General features: G+C 47.7%; 20 protein-coding genes. 10 read left to right on the plus strand and 10 right to left on the minus strand.

Annotated features, from left to right (window positions below; genetic code table 11):
* Positions 1 to 103 precede the first annotated feature (103 nt).
* The 7 genes from EL309_RS07530 to EL309_RS07560 form a co-directional block, all read right to left on the minus strand.
* Positions 104 to 1,909: a Wzy polymerase domain-containing protein gene (locus EL309_RS07530; RefSeq protein WP_004283868.1), complete on the minus strand. Its 1,806-nt coding sequence runs from the start codon at positions 1,907 to 1,909 to the stop codon at positions 104 to 106.
* Entirely contained in the window at positions 1,902 to 2,267 is a 366-nt protein-coding gene (locus tag EL309_RS07535; RefSeq protein ID WP_004283866.1) for a DUF2069 domain-containing protein, read from the minus strand. The genes EL309_RS07530 and EL309_RS07535 overlap by 8 nt, the downstream gene beginning before the upstream one ends.
* 260 nt (positions 2,268 to 2,527) lie before the next feature.
* Entirely contained in the window at positions 2,528 to 3,262 is a 735-nt protein-coding gene (gene tatC, locus EL309_RS07540) for a twin-arginine translocase subunit TatC (protein WP_004283863.1), read from the minus strand.
* A gap of 7 nt (positions 3,263 to 3,269) precedes the next feature.
* Positions 3,270 to 3,815 (minus strand): Sec-independent protein translocase protein TatB, encoded by a 546-nt coding sequence (tatB, locus tag EL309_RS07545; RefSeq protein WP_004283861.1) that lies wholly within the window; start codon positions 3,813 to 3,815, stop codon positions 3,270 to 3,272.
* A 3-nt stretch (positions 3,816 to 3,818) separates the two neighbouring features.
* Positions 3,819 to 4,019, minus strand: a complete 201-nt coding sequence (gene tatA / locus EL309_RS07550; protein WP_004283859.1) for a Sec-independent protein translocase subunit TatA — start codon at positions 4,017 to 4,019, stop codon at positions 3,819 to 3,821.
* Between the two features lie 48 nt (positions 4,020 to 4,067).
* The gene (locus EL309_RS07555; RefSeq protein WP_004283857.1) at positions 4,068 to 4,391 is read right to left on the minus strand and encodes a histidine triad nucleotide-binding protein; all 324 of its coding nucleotides are present in this window, start codon (positions 4,389 to 4,391) and stop codon (positions 4,068 to 4,070) included.
* 101 nt (positions 4,392 to 4,492) lie between these two features.
* Positions 4,493 to 5,254 carry a DsbC family protein gene (locus EL309_RS07560; protein ID WP_040669799.1) on the minus strand — a complete coding sequence of 254 codons (762 nt, stop codon included), beginning with the start codon at positions 5,252 to 5,254 and terminating at the stop codon, positions 4,493 to 4,495.
* Positions 5,255 to 5,532: 278 nt separating this feature from the next.
* Between EL309_RS07560 and EL309_RS07565 the strand changes: the two genes are divergently transcribed.
* The 3 genes from EL309_RS07565 to bamE all read left to right on the plus strand — a co-directional run bounded on the left by EL309_RS07565 (position 5,533) and on the right by bamE (position 7,846).
* Complete coding sequence (locus tag EL309_RS07565; RefSeq protein WP_036494898.1) at positions 5,533 to 6,324, plus strand: 3'-5' exonuclease; 792 nt, start codon at positions 5,533 to 5,535, stop codon at positions 6,322 to 6,324.
* Positions 6,325 to 6,366: 42 nt separating this feature from the next.
* Positions 6,367 to 7,245, plus strand: coding sequence for a prephenate dehydrogenase (locus EL309_RS07570; protein ID WP_004283852.1), 879 nt, complete (start codon positions 6,367 to 6,369; stop codon positions 7,243 to 7,245).
* A gap of 181 nt (positions 7,246 to 7,426) precedes the next feature.
* Positions 7,427 to 7,846 carry an outer membrane protein assembly factor BamE gene (gene bamE / locus EL309_RS07575; protein ID WP_231987927.1) on the plus strand — a complete coding sequence of 140 codons (420 nt, stop codon included), beginning with the start codon at positions 7,427 to 7,429 and terminating at the stop codon, positions 7,844 to 7,846.
* Between the two features lie 145 nt (positions 7,847 to 7,991).
* On the opposite strand, the gene EL309_RS07580 is transcribed toward bamE, so the two are convergent.
* Complete coding sequence (locus EL309_RS07580) at positions 7,992 to 8,411, minus strand: TIGR01244 family sulfur transferase (protein WP_004283850.1); 420 nt, start codon at positions 8,409 to 8,411, stop codon at positions 7,992 to 7,994.
* Between the two features lie 143 nt (positions 8,412 to 8,554).
* The gene (locus EL309_RS07585; RefSeq protein WP_004283849.1) at positions 8,555 to 10,330 is read right to left on the minus strand and encodes a M61 family metallopeptidase; all 1,776 of its coding nucleotides are present in this window, start codon (positions 10,328 to 10,330) and stop codon (positions 8,555 to 8,557) included.
* Positions 10,331 to 10,649: 319 nt separating this feature from the next.
* Here EL309_RS07585 and ccoN point away from each other — a divergent pair, with 319 nt between their 5' ends.
* Genes ccoN through ccoP form a run of 4 tightly spaced genes read left to right on the plus strand, consistent with a single transcriptional unit; the run spans position 10,650 to position 14,270 of the window.
* Complete coding sequence (ccoN, locus tag EL309_RS07590) at positions 10,650 to 12,086, plus strand: cytochrome-c oxidase, cbb3-type subunit I (RefSeq protein WP_004283848.1); 1,437 nt, start codon at positions 10,650 to 10,652, stop codon at positions 12,084 to 12,086.
* A gap of 23 nt (positions 12,087 to 12,109) precedes the next feature.
* On the plus strand, positions 12,110 to 12,721 hold the full coding sequence (gene ccoO, locus EL309_RS07595; RefSeq protein ID WP_004283847.1) for a cytochrome-c oxidase, cbb3-type subunit II: 612 nt from the start codon (positions 12,110 to 12,112) through the stop codon (positions 12,719 to 12,721).
* 4 nt (positions 12,722 to 12,725) lie between these two features.
* The gene (locus EL309_RS07600) at positions 12,726 to 12,893 is read left to right on the plus strand and encodes a cbb3-type cytochrome oxidase subunit 3 (protein WP_040669796.1); all 168 of its coding nucleotides are present in this window, start codon (positions 12,726 to 12,728) and stop codon (positions 12,891 to 12,893) included.
* Positions 12,894 to 12,923: 30 nt separating this feature from the next.
* The gene (gene ccoP / locus EL309_RS07605) at positions 12,924 to 14,270 is read left to right on the plus strand and encodes a cytochrome-c oxidase, cbb3-type subunit III (protein WP_004283845.1); all 1,347 of its coding nucleotides are present in this window, start codon (positions 12,924 to 12,926) and stop codon (positions 14,268 to 14,270) included.
* Positions 14,271 to 14,490: 220 nt separating this feature from the next.
* On the opposite strand, the gene tal is transcribed toward ccoP, so the two are convergent.
* On the minus strand, positions 14,491 to 15,546 hold the full coding sequence (tal, locus tag EL309_RS07610; RefSeq protein WP_004283844.1) for a transaldolase: 1,056 nt from the start codon (positions 15,544 to 15,546) through the stop codon (positions 14,491 to 14,493).
* A gap of 307 nt (positions 15,547 to 15,853) precedes the next feature.
* On the opposite strand from tal, the gene lptC reads away from it, so the two are divergent.
* The 3 genes from lptC (at position 15,854) to lptB (ending at position 17,738) form a co-directional block, all read left to right on the plus strand.
* A complete protein-coding gene (gene lptC, locus EL309_RS07615) occupies positions 15,854 to 16,435 on the plus strand; it encodes an LPS export ABC transporter periplasmic protein LptC (RefSeq protein ID WP_040669794.1) in 582 nt (193 codons plus the stop codon).
* On the plus strand, positions 16,416 to 16,931 hold the full coding sequence (lptA, locus tag EL309_RS07620) for a lipopolysaccharide transport periplasmic protein LptA (RefSeq protein ID WP_004286232.1): 516 nt from the start codon (positions 16,416 to 16,418) through the stop codon (positions 16,929 to 16,931). Before lptC ends, lptA begins: the two co-directional genes overlap by 20 nt.
* A gap of 75 nt (positions 16,932 to 17,006) precedes the next feature.
* The gene (gene lptB / locus EL309_RS07625) at positions 17,007 to 17,738 is read left to right on the plus strand and encodes an LPS export ABC transporter ATP-binding protein (protein WP_004283841.1); all 732 of its coding nucleotides are present in this window, start codon (positions 17,007 to 17,009) and stop codon (positions 17,736 to 17,738) included.
* Positions 17,739 to 17,746 lie beyond the last annotated feature (8 nt).

Genomic DNA, 17,746 nt, shown 5'->3' on the forward strand with positions numbered 1-17,746 from the left:
TAATCTTAACATGCAAATATGTTTTGTTGATAGTTTGTTTTCTAAGGCTTTTGCGCTTTTTTGCATTGTTTGTCTGCGTTTTTACATTTCAGACGGCCTCTGCCTATAAGCACGGTTTGCTGTTGGGTCTTAAAACATTAAATTGTTTGCAGGTTTTTTCGATTTGGGACAGCAAGGGGTGTAATTCGGGATTGCTGCGTATTTTAGAAGTGTAAAACGGCATGGTGTAGGGGTAATACAAATACATTTTTTCCAACCAGGCTTCGGCTTCTTGGTGTTGGCGGTTTCGGTATTGATAAAGGCCGACTTGATAGGCATTGGCATACGGACGGAAAGTCAACGCTTCCAAAGCCGCTTGCTGTGCCCAAGGTTGAATGGTTTCTTGACTGGGTTCGGCACGGCGGGTGAGTGCCAGTTGTGCGTAGTAGCGCAAGAGAGGCTCGTTTTCGGCAATATGGTTAAGGCCGTGTATTTTGAGGGCAATGTCGGCCGGTGTGTCGCTTTTGGGGCGGCTGCTATATTCGGTAAGTTGCGAATAGGTATGGGTAAGGTTGGCAAGTCCGGTCAGTAATACGACCGAAACGATGGCTCCTGCATAGTGTGTTTTGGCAACAGCCCAAGAACTGTGGTTATTTGAAGGAGAGAGCGCGATCATTAGGCCGAAGACGGATAAGAAATAGACATACCACAAAGGGTATTCAAGCATGCTGTGGCACAAAGTTACCGTCATGGCTGCCAACAGGAAGAAAGCTGCAGGATGTGCGGGACGCATCAGGAGTTTTCTAATGGCAACGAGAAATCCGAGACCAACAACAAGCGTACCTGCCAATCCCATTTCTGCCAGTAATTGCAAGATTAGGTTGTGGCAGTGGGTAAACAAAACATTGAGCAGGTTGTTGGTAAAACCGCCGCTTTCCCCGTGCAGAATGAATCCCTGCAGCGCGTAGCTGCCCCAGCCGTGTCCCCACAGCGGTGCATTCATAAACAGAGACCAGGCTTTTCTGCCTTCTATGTCGCGCACGGAACCGCTGAAAGCGGAGCTGTCTGCACGAGCTAAAGCGGTTTGATATTGGGTTTCGGAAAACCAATCGATCAGCGTGCCGATTCCCAGCTGTATAACGAAAACCAGCGATAAGGCGAATAAAGACGTAAGAACAGTACGGTTGCCGGACTTGCCCGACAGCAACCGCCAAAACGGCAGCAGCAGACCGATGCCGATTAAGTAGGCGAAAATAGTGCGGGAATTGACAAAACCGAGTGCCAAAGCAAGATAGGCAATCAGAGCGATACCGACCGCAGTCGGAAGGCGACGGATATTCCACAAATAAGTGGCGGCCATGATGCCCCACATCAGGTAATGACCGAGATGGTTTCTTTGTCCCAATTGGCCGTTGACTTCACGCAAGCCTTTGTAAGAGACAATGCCGTGTAGAAAGTCGGCAGAAGCCCAACCGGTAAACTGCATAATTGCGACCGCAGCCTGCAACACCGCCCCGATAAGCAAAGCCGAAGCGAAAACGGAAACTACGGTTTCGTGGCCGAAATCTTCAATCCAACTGCGGCATGCCCATGCGCCCAAAGCGATGATCAGGAATGACCAGGCCGCCATATCGCTTATACCCGGATAGGTTAAATCCATGACACGGGCTTGAATCCACCAAAATGCGGCCAACAGCATGAAATAGAAAAATGCGGCAGGCAATCGGTTTTTCAGACGGCCTGACAGCGAGGAAAGCAGCAGAAACAGCAATATGCCGCTGAGGGAAACTGCCTCGATATAAAAACTGGAAAGAGGGCCGACGCGGTAAATCATCAGAAACGGCAGGGCGCAGATCCAAAGAAAGCAAAACCAGAGCGGCAGGAGTGCTTTGGAAAATAAACGGTGCTGAAAAGTTTGGGCATCAAACATTGTTTTCTTTCTTGTGTGTTTTGATGTAGGCCAGGCAAGAGATAAAAAATACGGTGGCGGAGAGTGTGGCCGCGCCGGCGCAGAGGCGGCTGGCCGTTTCCGCGTCAAACAAACGTACGACCGCTTCGGCAAAGTAAAATAAAATCAGCAGACTGCTGTATTGGAAGGTATAGATTTTGCCTTTCAGGATGCCGGCTAAAGGCAGGCACAAAGGCAAAGCTTTTAAGGCCAGCCATGAGCCGCCGGGTCGCAACGGTGCGATCCAAAGCTCCCAAGCCACGCTGACGGCAATGAGGGAAATCAGGCTGAAAATAGCAGCGGCGTGCGACCAGTGTTTTCGGGCGGAATAGGTATTCATCGTTTAATCGGCCGGGATTGAGGCCGTCTGAAATTTTCAGACGGCCTTTGGAAAAAATGCTTTGAAAAACAGTAAAAATATGTCGGGCATTTTACCTTAAAAACCAATGAGGCCGCCTGAAAATTTCAGACGGCCTCATGATACTGTGTTGTTGATGATCCAACCTTGCATGAAGGCTGCTTCGATGTTTTCGATTTCCGTTTCAAAGCGTGAACAGCTTCAATATCGGCTTAAAGTGTTTGCCGCAAAACTTACGGATTTTACCGGTCGGACGAAGGCCGGATAAAACGGCAAAACCACAAGCCTGCTTCATAAAGCAGAATCAAGGGCACGGCCAGAAGGATTTGCGAGATGACATCGGGCGGCGTCACAATGGCTGCCACCACGAAAGCACCGACAATCACATAAGGCCTTGCCGCCTGCAGCTGCGCACGGGAGACAATGCCCATCCGGTTAAGTAAAACCACAACGATGGGCACTTCGAAAGTCATGCCGAATGCGACAAACATGCCTAAAACAAAAGAAAGGTATTTGTCGATGTCGGTAGCCATATTGACGCCGGCAGGGGTAACGCCCGCCAAAAACTGGAAAATAACGGGGAAGACCAAAAAGTAGGCAAATGCCATACCAGCGGCAAACAGCAGCAGGCTTGACAGCAGCAAAGGCGTAATCAGGCGTTTTTCGTTTTGGTAGAGCGCGGGGGCAATAAAAGCCCAAACCTGATAAAGCGTGTGCGGCAGCGAGAGCAGGAATGCCACCATCAGGGTAACTTTAACGGGTACGAAAAATGGTGCAATGACATCGGTTGCAATCATGCTGGTGTTGGCCGGCAGAGACGACATCAGCGGTTTGGCCACAAAGGAATAGAGCTCTTGGGCAAACGGCATCAGGCCGAGGAAGCTTAATAAGATACCGCCGGCAATCCACATGGTGCGGCGGCGCAGCTCGATGAGGTGCTCGATAAGCGGTTGGGTTGTTTGGGTCGGATCGGTCACCGTCGGCTCACTTCCTGCGTGCGCGCAAATGCGGTTTCGGCCGGTAGCGCGGACGCATATCGCGTTTGCGCTGTATGGCCTGTTTGTGGATGGATGCGGTATTGAAGCTGCGGCTGCCGACTGTTGGTGCGGCATAGCCGGCATCGAAGAATGATGATTCGGTTTCACCGTTGTTGTGGGTGAAATCCGGCAGCGGATGACCGTTTTCGTCCAATCCGAAATCGGCCGGTGTCCTCATCTCGGGTACGCGTTCCCAAGCCGGAACTTTGAGGCCGTCTGAAATTTCATTCAGATGGCTTTGGGTTTCCGCGCCGATATGGTTGATTTCGTTTTTCAGGCTGCCTGCCGCCGATTCAAACTCCTGCTTGGCTTGCCGCAATTCGTCCATTTGGATTTGGGCGTTGAGTTCTTGTTTGATGCCGCTGATCAGGTTTTGGGCGCGCCCTAAAAGGCTGCCTGCCATGCGTGCGGCTTTGGGCAGCCTTTCCGGGCCGAGTACGACCAGGGCGATGGCGCCGATGAGCAGAAGTTCGCTGAAGCCGAAGTCAAACATGGGTTAAACCGTTTTGTCTTCGTCTTTTTTGTGTTCGATGATTTCATCTTTCTTGCCGGCTTCGCTGCCTTCGTTCAGGCCTTGCTTGAAGTCGTGCACGGCACCTCCTAAGTCTTTGCCTACGTTACGCAGTTTTTTTGTGCCGAAAACGAGTACGACGATAACCAGTACGATAATCCAGTGCCAAATTGAGAAGCTGCCCATGGTTGAGATGTCCTTTCGGTGATTGAGTAAACCGTTTGTGCGGCGTATTTATGCGGGACGGCCTAAGATGTGGATGTGCAGGTGGAATACTTCCTGACCGCCGCCCTTGCCTGTGTTGATTTGTGTTTTGAAGCCGTTGGCCAAGCCGTTGTCTGCGGCGATTTGCGGAACTTTCATCATCATTTTGCCCAATAAGGCTTCGTGTTCGGGTTTGGCGTGTGCCAGTGAATCGAAGTGGGTTTTGGGAATCAGCAGTAGGTGTACGGGTGCCGACGGGTTGATGTCTTTGAAACATACCATATCGTCATCTTCGTAAACGATACTTGCCGGGATGTCTTTGGAAACGATTTTGCAGAAGATGCAGTCGGTCATGATAAGCTCCGGAAAAGGTGGTTTCGTTCGGCTGTATTTTCAGACGGCCTTCCGGTGGCGGAGGCCGTCTGAAAAATAACGGCTTTTGTTTTCTTATAAGGTTATTGGTTTTTTTCGATGGTTTGTTTCAGCTGCGGCAGCGGGCTGTATCCGCCTTGGGTTCTGCCGTTGGGGAAGACTAAAGTCGGCGTGCCGTGGAAGCCCAGCTGCTCGCCCAAAGAAACGGTTTCTTCAACCGGATGGTCGCATTCGCCGGTTTGCTTCGGCATCTTGCCTTTGCGCATCCATTCGATCCAGGCGGTGGTGCGGTCGGGTTGGCACCAGATTTGTACGGCTTTGCGCAGGCCGTCCGGATGCAGGCTGGCAATCGGCATCATGAAGCTGTAAATGGTGATGTCGGTCATTTTGGCAAATTCACCCTCCAGACGTTTGCAGTAAGGGCAGTCGGGGTCGGAGAATACGGCGACTTTGAGCTTGCCGTTGCCGCGTACTTCTTTGATGGCTTTGTCTAAAGGCAGGCTGGAGAAATCGATGCGGTTGAGTTCGGCAACGCGTTTGTCGGTCAGGCTTTCGCGGCTTTGGATGTGAATCAGGTCGCCAACCAGCATGTGTTCTGCTTTGGCATCGACATAAACGATTTGGTTGCCGCTGACGGTTACTTCATACAGGCCGTTAATCGGGCTATTGTGTACGCTTAATACTTTCAAATTTTGCTCAGCATAGACTTTTTCCAGCTTGGCTGTCAGTTCGGTTGAAGTGTTACTGTCGGTAGGGGTGTGTTGTGCGGCGGAACTGGGTTGGCTGCATGCGATTAACGGAGTCAGCGCTAAAAACAGTAAGGTGTTGAGAAATTTGATTTTCATGATTTTATATTAATATATTAAATGGTTATGTGAAAACAGGTGCAAACGGATTGTATCAAATATCTTTCGGTTTGCGGTAAATTCGGATGTGGCCGGATATTTTCAGACGGCCTTGGAGTTGAATAAAAGTAGAACAGTTCGGGCTGCTTGGTGTAAAGTTCGGCATAAGGCAGGGTTTGGTGCGTGTGCGGTTTGCTGAAACTGTGTGGCAGCTTGCCGGACTGCATTGCCGTATTGTGTCCCACCGCTTGTTTGCCCTATGTTTACGGAGCATGATGATGACGCCTATTTTAGCTTTTGATATCGAGACGGTTCCCGATGTAAAAGGAATCCGCGTATTGTTTGATTTGCCGGATACGGTGTCGGATGCGGAAGTGGTGGCGTTTGCGCAGCAGAAGCGGCGCGCGCAGACGGGCAGTGATTTTATGCAGCACCATCTGCATCAGGTGGTGGCGGTTTCCTGCTGCATGCGTTGGGGAGCGGATAAAATCCACGTCGGTACCATTGGTGAGCAAGGCGATTCGGAAGAAACGGTGATTGCCAAGTTTTTTGATTTGATTGAGAAACACACGCCTCAGCTGGTCAGCTGGAACGGCGGCGGATTCGACTTGCCGGTTTTGCATTACCGTTCGCTGATTTACGGAATTTCTGCGGCGCGTTATTGGGATATGGGCGAAGGGGACTTCGGCGACAGCCGTGATTTCAAGTGGAATAACTACATCAGCCGCTATCATGCGCGGCATTGTGATTTGATGGATTTGCTGGCACTGTATCAGCCGCGCGCCAATGTGCCGTTGGACGATATGGCCAAGTTGTGCGGTTTTCCCGGAAAATTGGGTATGGACGGCAGTCAGGTGTGGGAAGCCTATCATGCAGGCCGTCTGAAAGAAATACGGGATTATTGCGAAACAGATGCGGTAAATACCTATTTGATGTATCTGCGTTTCCGTTTGATGAGCGGTGCTTTGGATGCGGATGAATACGAGCAGGAAATCAGACGGGTGAAAACTTATCTGAAAACTTTTGAAACTGCGGTACATTGGCAGGAATTTCTTGCGGCTTGGAAATGATAAAGCCGTCTTCGGGTGTTGTCGGTTGAGAATTGAGTGTGTATGAATGGTGTTCCGTTGAATCAGATTACCCTTATCGGCGTCGGGCTGATCGGCGGCTCTTTTGTCTTGGATTTGAAGCGTAGGGGAAAGGTGCGCCGTGTGGTCGGCGTGGATTTGAACCGGGATAACCTCGACCGCGCTTTGGAACGTCGTGTGATTGACGAAGCGTTTGACCGTATTTGCCGCGAAAGTGTCGCCGGAGCGGATTTGGTTTTGATTGCTACGCCGGTATCTACTTTGCCTGCAATTTGCACGGCGTTGTCGGGAATTTTGGATAAAGAAACGTGGGTGTCGGATGTCGGCAGTACGAAGCAGTCTGCGATTGCCGCTTTTCAGGTATACCTGCCTGCACATTTTTCCCGTTGTGTGGCGGCACATCCGATTGCCGGTTCGGACAGAAGCGGTGCGTTGGCGGCTCAGTTCGGTTTGTATGAAGGTAAGAAACTGGTGATTTGTCCGCACGGTGCCGAATGTTCAGACGGCCTCAAGCTGATCGAATCCTTATGGCAGGCAGTCGGTGCCGATATTTTTTATATGTCCGCACAAGAGCATGATGCCGTCTTTGCAGCGGTATCGCATATGCCGCATTTGTTGGCTTATGCTTATGTCCATCAGATTGCCGATCATGAGGACGGGCAGAAGTATTTGGCGTTTGCCGCTTCGGGCTTTCGGGATTTCAGCCGTATAGCTTCGAGCCATCCGGATATTTGGACGGACATCTGTATGGCAAACAAACACAGTCTTTTACAATTGATAGAAGGGCAGCAGGCGCAGCTGCAAAATTTGAAAACCATGTTGGAAAACGGCGACGGCAAGGCAATGCACCGTTATTTTTTCAAAGCCAAGCAAACGCGTGATGATTGGTTGGATCAGGTTTAAACAAACCGTAATTAAATAAACATAAACACATTTTTGGGAAAATGCTGTTCAGGCGCGGCTGTCAATCGGCTGCGTTTCCGGCAATGAAAGTTGTATGAGAAGTTTTATTGTTTTAACGCTATTTTTGGGGTTGGCGGCTTGTGTTTCGCAAAAGCCGGTTGTATTTAAGAATGTTAAGGGGATGGATAAGCGTCCGGCCCGTTTAAAGCCGCCAAAGGCGGTAACGGTTCAGCCGAAAACGGTTCGTCCCGTCAGGAGTGTGGGCACGAAAGCGTTTTCGGTGGTGTACAAACAGCCGGTTTATCGGGCGAAATACCCTTTGCGTTGGGAAACGGTTAAATCGCCGAATTCCGGCAGGTTGCCCGATTGGCAGAGCCTGAGCCGGATGAAACCGGGTTTGTCGATGCCGGAAGTGCGCAATATATTGGGTTCGCCGCGGACGCAAAGCCATACTTCGCTGTCGGAATGGAATTATCTTTACCGCTATATGTTTGGCGGTACCATGCAGCAATGCCAGTATAAGGTGGTGTTTGATAAGCGGTCGGGTAGGGTGGACGGGCTGTTTTGGGAGCCGGTCGGTAATGCGCACTGCAAGCATTGAATGAATGATGTTGAAAAGGCCGTCTGAAAATTTCAGACGGCCTTTGTTTTGGATTTGTTTTAATCCGTTGGCAATCAGCTTTGCTTTCGGTAAATCCTGATTTTCTGTATTAACCGATAGTCGGTGAATCGGATGCTGTCGGCGTTTAAACCAATTTGGCGGCGAAATTGCTTAAATCCAAGCCGGTTTTTTCTTTGACTTCCGCGATGATCTCATCGGCGCCGCGCCCTTGTTTGGCTTGGCTGATGGCCCATAATATAGAGCTGCGCGTGCCGGTTCGGCAATAGGCCAAGACAGGGCCGGGGGATTGTTCCAGTAAAGCCGAAAAAGCGGCACTGTCATCTGCAGTGATATTGGGGGCGACAACGGGCAAGTGATGGAAGTCGGGAATGCCGGCTTCTGCTAATTTGGCTTGGATGGCTTGTGCGACAGGTTGGGTTTCTTCCTCACCGTCCGGACGGTTGCAGATAACGGTAGTGATGCCGGCTTTGGCGGCTTCTTGAATGGTTTCGTCGCTGATTTGGGAGGAAATATACAGTTTTTCGCTTAATCGGCAGAGAGACATGGGGGTTTCCTTTTCTGTGATTGAAAAATGGTTGCAAAATATTGTAGTAATGTAATCTTGCTTGGATTTGAGAGCAAGGTGTTCCGTTTGCCGTAAGCAGATTTTATTGTTGCTTACGGCTTTATTATGGGAAATGCGGTTATTTAGGCCGTCTGAATATTTCGGTTAAACAGCCAGTCGGCCAATTTATCCGGGTTTTCGGTTTGCAGCAGTGCGGTATCGGCTTCTGCTGCTTGTATGGTCAGTTCTGTTTCATGCAGCACGCCGTCGCGGAAGAAATGTATGTGAACGGTGTCGCCGATATTGAGTTTCGACCATTGTGCGGTAAAGTCGGTGCAGGCAAAACGGTTGAGGGCGATGATTTTGTCGTTGGTACACAACCCTGCCCGCTCTGCGCTGCCGTCATGAAAAACGTGGCTAAGCGTGATGCCGTCTGAATTTTGTTTGAATCTTGCGCCGAAATCTCCGGCAGAGTTTTGCGGTTCAATCCGGCAAACGTATGCACCGCCGTGGCTGCGCGTCAGGGCGTGCCATTGTAAATCGATACCTGCGTAAGAGAGACATTGGGTCAGCGGCAGATCATGGGTTGAATATAAGGCCGTCTGAAAAAATTCATTTAAATCCAAGCCGGTGATTTCTTGGCAGCGTTGTTGCCATTGTTTTTCCGGAATGCCTTTACGGGTTGCCTGCCAGTCGCGGTAGTGTTGTTGCATAACCGTGTCTAAACTGAATAAACCATTGCTTTTTTCACGAATAATCAAGTCTAGGCATAAAGCGGCCAGCGCGCCTTTTTGATAGTAGCTGACAATGCTGTTGGGACTGTTTTCATTTTGTTTGTAGTATTTGTTCCAAGCGGTGAAGCTGGATTCTGCCAACGTCTGTTTCAGACGGCCTTTGCCCTGCTGTACCCGGGTCAGGTTTTTGGCTAAGAGATTTAAATAGGTTTCGGGAGTAATGACGCCGCTGCGCACCAGGAATAAATCGTCGTAATAGGAAGTGATGCCTTCAAAAGCCCATAATTGTTCGGTGTAGCACTCTTGATCAAGGTCGTAAGGGGCGAATGCTTCCGGTTTGACGGATTTCACATTCCAAGCGTGGAAATACTCGTGTGAACACAGGCCGAGAAGTTGGACGTAGTTTTCGTCATTATCCGGAGTGTTGTGCAAAGGCAGGCAATTGCGGTCGGCAAGCAGGGCGGTACTGCTGATGTGCTCAAGACCGCCGTAGATATTGTCGCCGACGTGCAGGAGAAACAGATATTCTTCGAACGGCGCCGGTTCGGGAAACATTGCCAATTCTGCTTGGCAGATCTTTCGGATATCGTCGATAAAACGGGTTCTGTCAAAGTCGGCATAATGGCCGCTCAAGGCAATACGGTGCGGAATGTTGTTTGCCGAGAAGTGCAGGATTTCAATATTGCCGGTTTCAACTGGGTGATCGATCAATTCGGCATAAGAGGCCGTCTGGAAATTATGATGTGTATCGGATCCGATGCGGGGCAGGGTAGTGGCTACTTTCCAGCCGTGCGGCAGGTTTTGCAGGGAAACCTGGTGCGGAAAGTGTTCAAATCCCGATGCTTTCAGAAACAGGCAGGCACCGTCGAAAAAACCACGTTCGGTTGTAAGAAATGCGCCGCGTACAGACAAGTCAAAAGCGTAAACAGTGTAGCAAATGCGCCACTCTCCGGCCAAAGGCGGGGTTTTCCAAGTATTTTTGCTCGTTTGGATTAAGCTCGTTTGACGGTCGTTACACCAAGCGTTGATTTCGATAATGTGCCGTGAAAAATCACGAATCAGATAACTGCCGGGAACCCAGTTCGGCAAACTGAATTCTAAAGATAAGGCTTTTTCTTGGCGAAGCGTTAAGCAGATTTCCCACTGGTGTTTATTGGGGTTGGGAGAGACGGTGTAGTAAAGCATAGAAAATCCGAATTGTTAAAAAATGTTTAGATAGTCCAAACAGTTTGACTTGTATCAATAAGCAAAAAAGTTGCAGCCCTTAAGCTAGCGAGATACAAAGGTAAATCGTAGTTTTCCTTTGCGAAGTTATGGTTTTACACCGATTTGGCTTGGTATGGCAAAGGTTTTGATTTAAAATGTACCAGTTAAACTTCCGCTTTGCATGTCTGAAATGACGGCAGCGGTGTTAAATTAAGAAAAATCGGGTGTCTCTTTAGTTTGAATCAGAAAGCTAAAGCAAACCGATCAATATTAATTGCCATGTTTTATGGAGACCTTCATGGAAACGCAAACTTATAACTACAAAGTGGTGCGGCAGTTCGCCATCATGACTGTAGTTTGGGGTATTGTAGGTATGTTGGTTGGCGTGATTATCGCCGCCCAACTGTTTGCCCCTGCTTTAGACTTAACCGACATCGGCCCGTGGTTTCACTTCGGCCGTCTGCGTCCGTTACACACCAACGCGGTTATTTTCGCTTTCGGTGGTTGCGGTCTGTTTGCCACATCTTATTATGTTGTTCAGCGTACATGTAATGTGCGTCTGTTCGGCGGTAATTTCCTTCCGGCATTTACTTTCTGGGGCTGGCAGGCCGTTATCGTTTTGGCTGCAATTACCCTGCCTTTGGGTTATACCCAAGGTAAGGAGTATGCGGAATTGGAATGGCCGATCGATATCCTGATTACCTTGGTATGGGTTGCTTATGCCATCGTATTCTTCGGTACCATCGCCACCCGCAAGATCAAACATATCTATGTGGCCAACTGGTTCTATGGTGCGTTTATTTTGGCTGTTGCCTTGCTGCACATTGTTAATAACCTGAGCATTCCTGCCGGCTTTATGAAGTCTTATCCGATTTATTCGGGTGCGATTGATGCGATGGTTCAGTGGTGGTACGGTCATAACGCGGTGGGTTTCTTCTTGACTGCTGCTTTCTTGGGTATGATGTATTACTTCGTTCCTAAACAAGCAGGCCGTCCGGTTTACTCATACCGTTTGTCTGTGGTTCACTTCTGGGCATTGATCTTCACTTATATGTGGGCCGGTCCTCACCACCTGCACTATACCGCTTTGCCTGACTGGACTCAGTCTTTGGGTATGGTTCTGTCGTTAATTCTGTTTGCACCTTCTTGGGGCGGTATGATTAACGGTATTATGACTTTGTCAGGAGCGTGGCATAAATTACGTACCGATCCTATTTTGAAATTCCTGGTGGTTTCATTGTCTTTCTACGGTATGTCTACATTCGAAGGTCCGATGATGTCTATCAAATCGGTTAACGCGTTAAGCCACTATACCGACTGGACCGTGGGTCACGTACACTCGGGTGCTTTGGGTTGGGTAGGTTTCGTTACCATCGGTGCGATTTATTATCTGATTCCGCGCTTGTTCGGGCAAAAAGAAATGCACAGTGTCAAGTTGGTTGAAGCGCATTTCTGGATTGCTACAATCGGTGTGGTTCTTTATATCGCGTCAATGTGGATTTCAGGTGTGATGCAGGGTCTGATGTGGGGCGCTCTGAATGATGACGGTACTTTAACCTACTCTTTCGTTGAGTCAGTAAAACGCAGTATGCCTTTCTATATGATCCGTTTCGCAGGTGGTGTGCTGTATTTGAGCGGTATGGTAATTATGGCTTATAACGTTTACCGTACAGCTGTCGGCGGCAAACCGGTGGATGCTGAAATTCCTGCTGTTTCGCAAACTCAACACCACTAATATAAGAAAGACAGGCTACCAAAATGAAATTACAACAATTAGCTGAGGAAAAAGTCGGAGTGTTGATTGTCTTTACCTTCTTGGTAATCAGCGTCGGCCTCTTGATTGAAGTTGTACCGTTGTTTTTTACAAAATCCGTAACACAGCCTGCGCCGGGCGTAAAACCCTACAGTGCTCTGCAGGTCGCCGGCCGCGACATCTATGTGCGTGAAGGCTGTTATAACTGCCACTCTCAAATGATCCGTCCTTTCCGTGCGGAAACCGAGCGTTATGGTCATTATTCTGTTGGCGGAGAGTCTGTTTACGACCGTCCGTTCCAATGGGGTTCTAAGCGTACCGGCCCTGATTTGGCACGTGTTGGCGGTCGTTATTCTGACGAATGGCACCGTATCCACCTGTTGAATCCGCGCGATGTGGTACCGGAATCGAATATGCCTGCTTTCCCATGGTTGGCGCGTAATCCGGTTGATCCGGAAAAAACAATCCGTCATATGAAAGCATTGCGTGCGGTTGGTACACCTTACAGCGACGAAGAAATTGAAAAAGCTCCACAAGAGCTGGCTAACAAATCAGAGCTGGATGCTGTAATTGCCTATCTGCAAGGTTTAGGCTTGGCATTGAAGAACGTAAGGTAACATCATGGATATAAACTGGGTTCGCTCACTTTTTACGGTTTGGGTATTTATTAGCTTTGTGTTGGTTTTGTATATTGTTTTGAGTAAAAAGAATAAACAAAATTACAACGATGCAGCACAAAGTATCATGGACGATAATGATACCCCCGAATCTTCTAAAGATGAGCGTTAGCCCGGTTTACCGTGGTAACGGAGCAAAATAATGAACACAACTTCCCAATTTACCAGTAGTTTCTGGAGTATTTATATTACTGTGATTGTCGTACTCAGTTTCATCGGTTTGATGTGGCTGTTGATTTCACAGAATAAAACCAAAGCGCCGCCAAAAGGCGAAGATGTTAAGACCATGGGTCATGCATGGGACGGTATTGAAGAATACAACAATCCTTTGCCTCGCTGGTGGTTCTACCTGTATATCCTGACCGTGGTTTTCGGTGTCGCATATTTGTTTTTATACCCAGGTTTGGGTGATTACAAAGGTTTCTTAAACTGGACAAGTACAAACCAGTATGAGAAAGAGGTGCAAAAAGCTGATGAGCAATATGGCAAGCTGTATGCAAAATTTGCCAATATGCCGATCGAAGCGGTAGCAAAAGACCCTCAAGCTCAACGTATCGGTAAAAACTTATTTGATACTTACTGTATCCAATGTCATGGTTCGGATGCAAAAGGTTCAAAAGGTTTCCCGAACTTGACCGACCATGATTGGCTGTGGGGTGGCGAGCCTGAAAAAATTCAGGAAACCATTCAAAAAGGCCGCGTAGGCGTGATGGCTGCTTGGGGTCCTGCTTTAGGCGAAGAGCGTGTAAAAGATGTAGCGCACTATGTAATGTCTTTGTCTAAGGCCAAAGAACAGTACGACGAAGAGCGTGCAGAGCGCGGTAAGGTCTTGTTTAACGGCGGTCCAGCAAACTGCTTCACTTGTCATGGTGACAAGGGTCAAGGTATTCAGGGTTTAGGTCCGAATTTGACCGATGATGTATGGCTGTGGGGTGGTACTCAAAAAGCCATTATCGAAACCATTACCAATGGCCGTCATAACCAAATGCCTGCTTGGGATAATTTCTTGGATAAAGATAAGCTGCATATTATGACCGCTTATGTGTGGGGTCTGTCTAATAACGGTAAACAAGCTGCGCCTGCTGCTAAAAAAGAAGAAGCTGTCGCTGTAGAGACTTCTAAACCTGCTGCTCCTGCAGAAGATAAAGCAGAAGTGGTATTTGATACTCAAGCCGGTACTCCGGTAGCAAACTTCTATTTTGCAACCGGTAAGAGCGACGTAGCAGACAATGCCGCTGTCATTCTTCCTGATCTGATTAAAGCAGGTAAAGACGGAAAGAAATTGGTAATCAGTGGTTATGCTGACAGCACCGGTAATGCGGCTGCTAATGCCGAGTTGTCTAAAAAACGTGCCCAAGCTGTAAAAGCTTTCTTAGAAGCTCAGGGTGTTGCGGCTGAAAACATTGAGCTGCGTAAACCTGAAAATACAACCGGTGCACAAGGTAACAATGCTGAAGGTCGCCGTGTAGAGGTTCGCATCGAAGGCTAATTGGTTCTTGAATGAATGCAATAAACCGCCCTTATATGGGGCGGTTTTTTTATATAGATTGGTTTGCAGGTGGGTAATGAGGGTTACTTAGTATGGAACTCTTATAATTTTCAGACGGCCTTAGGTTTGTTCCGGTGAATATCGGATTAAAAGTCGTGTAAGAAATATAAAATGCCCTGACAATGCGGTTTTGTCAGGGCTGGATGGAATGTAAATTATTTTATTTTAACGGTTCAAGCAATTTTGCAAATGCTTCTTCAAATTGTTTTAAGCCATCTTCCTGTAGGCGTTTTGCCATGGCCTCCAAATCTATGCCCAAATTTACGGTTTCATTTAGAATGCCGGCAGCTTTCTCGTGATTTTCTTGGAGAGTGGCTTTAGCCGTGCCGTGATCGATAAACGCTTTCAACGTGGCATCAGGTACGGTATTGACTGTATCGGGGCCGATTAAGCTGTCTACATATAATGTATCAGGATAGTCGGGGTTTTTGACACCTGTTGAGGCCCAAAGCAGTTGCACCGGATTAGCACCTTGTGCAGACAGTTTTTTGAAATGATCACTTGCGAAAAATTGCTTCCAGTCTTGGTAAGCGGTTTTAGCTAAAGCAATCGCAACTTTGCCTTGCAGATGTGTAGGTAATGAAGCATCTAATGTGTTATCAATGCGTGAAATAAAGAAGCTGGCAACAACGTGAATGGAATCAACGGATAAACCCTGATTAATACGGTTTTGTATGCCTGTTACATATCCTTGGTAAGCTTTTAATGTTTGTTGGCGTGAAAATAATAAAGTCAGGTTGATACTGATGCCGTCTGAAATTAGTTGGGTTAGGGCTTGAATGCCGGCATCGGTTGCCGGAATTTTAATCATTACATTCGGACGGTCGATGGTTTGGTAAAGTCGTTTGGCTTCTTCAACGGTTCCTTCAACATTGTGGCTTAAATCAGGTTCAACTTCCAAACTTACAAAACCAGTTTTCCCGCCTGAGGCTTGAAATTCGGGCAGGCAGATATCGCATGCAGCACGTACGTCAGCAATGGCCAGAGTTTCGTAGCGTTGTTTCGGGGATAGGTCTTGTTGTTTTAATTCTTCGATTTCTTTTGCATAGAGTTCATCACCGGCAAATGCTTTTTGGAAGATGGCAGGATTGGAAGTAATGCCGCAGATGCCTTGTTTTAACATTTCGGCCAGTTCGCCGTTTTGAATCAGTGAGCGTGATAAGTTGTCCAGCCAGATTTGCTGCCCCAGCTGTTTAACGTCTGAAAGAATGGTCATTTTTAGTCCTTATAATAATCGGATGTTTCACGTTTGTTTTGTGCGATACCTGTATGATTTGTTCCGGGTATCGTAACGTTTATCACATGAGTTTGAGATTTGTTTTTTTAAGATGGTTGTATGGCTTAAAAATTCAATATGATGTTGTTTTTTATTTTAAGTATGGCAGGTATTAATTGGGTTTATTGTTTCTTCAAAAGGTATGGTACGCTTATTTGATGATAGAATGCTATATCTATAGTGGTTTGAAATTGTCGCTGCTTTGATGAAATTGCATCATTAATGTGTTTTGGAAGCTGATTTATATATGGTTAGAAAGTGGCGTTACGGTTGGCTGTTTCCATTGGTTTTGGCTGTCGGCTTAGGTGGTCTTTCTGCGTGGTTGGGACGTATCAGTCAGGTTGATATTGAGGAAGTGGTTTTGAATCCGGATGAACCTCAATATGCAATGCATGGTATTGACGGGCGTCGTTTTGACGATAATGGCCGTCTGAAAGAAAACCTGAGTGCAAATAAAGCTTGGCAGCTGCCGAACAGTAATGATGTGTATTTTGAAAAACCGGCGCTTGCATTATTTTCAGACGGCCTTTTGCTGTATTCGGTAGAGAGTTTAGAGGCCAAATATAATCTTGACAGCCGACAGGTGGTATTTGAGAAAGAAGTTGAGCTGGTTAAGAAAGCCGATGAAGTGCGTCCGGCCGGTGTGTTAAAAACGGCGAAACTGATTGTGGATACGAAAAGCGGTAGGGCGCATACTGATGAAACCGTGCGTTACAGCTACGGGCAATCACATGGTACGGCAAACGGTCTGGTATACGACCATAAACAGGGTTTGTTGAATTTACCCTCAAGAGTGAAAGCGATTATTTATGATCCGAAACAGCATTAAAACCATATTGTCTGTATTAATTATGGCGAGTGTACAATTTGCTTATGCTTTGGAATCCGACCGTAAGCAGCCGATTGAGATTGAAGCAGATCAAGGTTCGCTTGATCAGAATAACCAAGTAACCGTTTTTAGCGGTAATGTCGTTATCAAACAAGGTTCGTTAAACATTCGTGCCGGTAGTGTCCGTGTATCGCGTAACGATAAAGGCGATCAATTGATGAGTGCCGAAGGCAGCCCCGTCCGTTTCGGCCAGACTTTGGATAACGGCAAAGGTACGGTAAAAGGGCAGGCTAACAAGGTTGAGTATGCTTCGGCTACCGGAATTGTGAAGTTGCAGGGTAATGCAAAAGTCGAGCGGGGAGGCGATAAGGCCGAAGGTGCGAGCATTACTTACAATACCCGTACTGAAGTGTATACCGTCAGCGGCAGTAAGGCTGCCGGCATGAAAGGCGGCAAGCGCGTTACTGTAGTGATTCAGCCTGTATCAACAAAATAATCGGATAGGCCGTCTGAAAAAAGCCCCATATTTTCAGACGGCCTGTCTATCAATCAAGATTTTCAAGGTTTGTTTATGAGTAATCATAGCCGTCTGAGTGTTCAAAATTTACAGAAAAGTTTTAAAAAACGCCAAGTTGTCAAAAGTTTCTCATTGGATATCGAAAGCGGCGAAGTGATCGGCCTGTTGGGGCCGAACGGCGCAGGCAAAACAACCAGTTTTTATATGATTGTCGGCTTGATTGCGGCTGATGCAGGCAGCGTACTGTTGGACGGTAAGGAGATTGTGCACAGCCCCATTCATGAGCGTGCCCGATTGGGCTTGGGTTATCTGCCGCAAGAAGCCTCGATTTTCAGAAAAATGACCGTAGAGCAGAACATTCGTGCGATTCTGGAAATCAGTTTGCAGGATAAATCGAAAATCGACGATGAATTGGAACGTTTGCTTGCCGATTTGAACATCGGCAGATTAAGAGACAATCCGGCACCTTCTTTATCTGGAGGGGAGCGGCGCAGGGTAGAAATTGCACGGGTGTTGGCCATGCAGCCTCGTTTTATCTTATTAGACGAACCGTTTGCCGGTGTAGACCCGATTGCCGTTATCGATATTCAGAAAATTATCGCTTTTTTAAAAGAGCGCGGTATCGGCGTTTTGATTACCGACCATAATGTCCGCGAAACCTTACGCATTTGCGACCGAGCCTACATTATCAGCGAAGGGGCGGTGCTGGCTTCGGGAAAACCTGAGCAGCTGGTGCAGGATGAACAGGTTAGAGCGGTTTATCTGGGTGAAAATTTCGATTACTAAACAGAAAA

The organism is Neisseria weaveri, assembly GCF_900638685.1.
GTDB lineage: Bacteria > Pseudomonadota > Gammaproteobacteria > Burkholderiales > Neisseriaceae > Neisseria > Neisseria weaveri.

Bases quoted from the DNA above. Each gene is read 5' to 3' on its own strand.
- lptA (WP_004286232.1), top strand. From the start codon at position 16,416: ATGATCCGAAACAGCATTAAAACCATATTGTCTGTATTAATTATGGCG.
- EL309_RS07555 (WP_004283857.1), bottom strand. From the start codon at position 4,391: ATGACCGACTGCATCTTCTGCAAAATCGTTTCCAAAGACATCCCGGCA.
- EL309_RS07600 (WP_040669796.1), top strand. From the start codon at position 12,726: ATGGATATAAACTGGGTTCGCTCACTTTTTACGGTTTGGGTATTTATT.
- EL309_RS07585 (WP_004283849.1), bottom strand. From the start codon at position 10,330: ATGCTTTACTACACCGTCTCTCCCAACCCCAATAAACACCAGTGGGAA.
- tatB (WP_004283861.1), bottom strand. From the start codon at position 3,815: ATGTTTGACTTCGGCTTCAGCGAACTTCTGCTCATCGGCGCCATCGCC.
- ccoN (WP_004283848.1), top strand. From the start codon at position 10,650: ATGGAAACGCAAACTTATAACTACAAAGTGGTGCGGCAGTTCGCCATC.
- tatA (WP_004283859.1), bottom strand. From the start codon at position 4,019: ATGGGCAGCTTCTCAATTTGGCACTGGATTATCGTACTGGTTATCGTC.
- EL309_RS07565 (WP_036494898.1), top strand. From the start codon at position 5,533: ATGACGCCTATTTTAGCTTTTGATATCGAGACGGTTCCCGATGTAAAA.
- EL309_RS07580 (WP_004283850.1), bottom strand. From the start codon at position 8,411: ATGTCTCTCTGCCGATTAAGCGAAAAACTGTATATTTCCTCCCAAATC.
- ccoO (WP_004283847.1), top strand. From the start codon at position 12,110: ATGAAATTACAACAATTAGCTGAGGAAAAAGTCGGAGTGTTGATTGTC.
- lptC (WP_040669794.1), top strand. From the start codon at position 15,854: ATGGTTAGAAAGTGGCGTTACGGTTGGCTGTTTCCATTGGTTTTGGCT.
- EL309_RS07560 (WP_040669799.1), bottom strand. From the start codon at position 5,254: ATGAAAATCAAATTTCTCAACACCTTACTGTTTTTAGCGCTGACTCCG.
- EL309_RS07530 (WP_004283868.1), bottom strand. From the start codon at position 1,909: ATGTTTGATGCCCAAACTTTTCAGCACCGTTTATTTTCCAAAGCACTC.
- lptB (WP_004283841.1), top strand. From the start codon at position 17,007: ATGAGTAATCATAGCCGTCTGAGTGTTCAAAATTTACAGAAAAGTTTT.
- EL309_RS07535 (WP_004283866.1), bottom strand. From the start codon at position 2,267: ATGAATACCTATTCCGCCCGAAAACACTGGTCGCACGCCGCTGCTATT.
- ccoP (WP_004283845.1), top strand. From the start codon at position 12,924: ATGAACACAACTTCCCAATTTACCAGTAGTTTCTGGAGTATTTATATT.
- EL309_RS07570 (WP_004283852.1), top strand. From the start codon at position 6,367: ATGAATGGTGTTCCGTTGAATCAGATTACCCTTATCGGCGTCGGGCTG.
- tal (WP_004283844.1), bottom strand. From the start codon at position 15,546: ATGACCATTCTTTCAGACGTTAAACAGCTGGGGCAGCAAATCTGGCTG.
- bamE (WP_231987927.1), top strand. From the start codon at position 7,427: ATGGATAAGCGTCCGGCCCGTTTAAAGCCGCCAAAGGCGGTAACGGTT.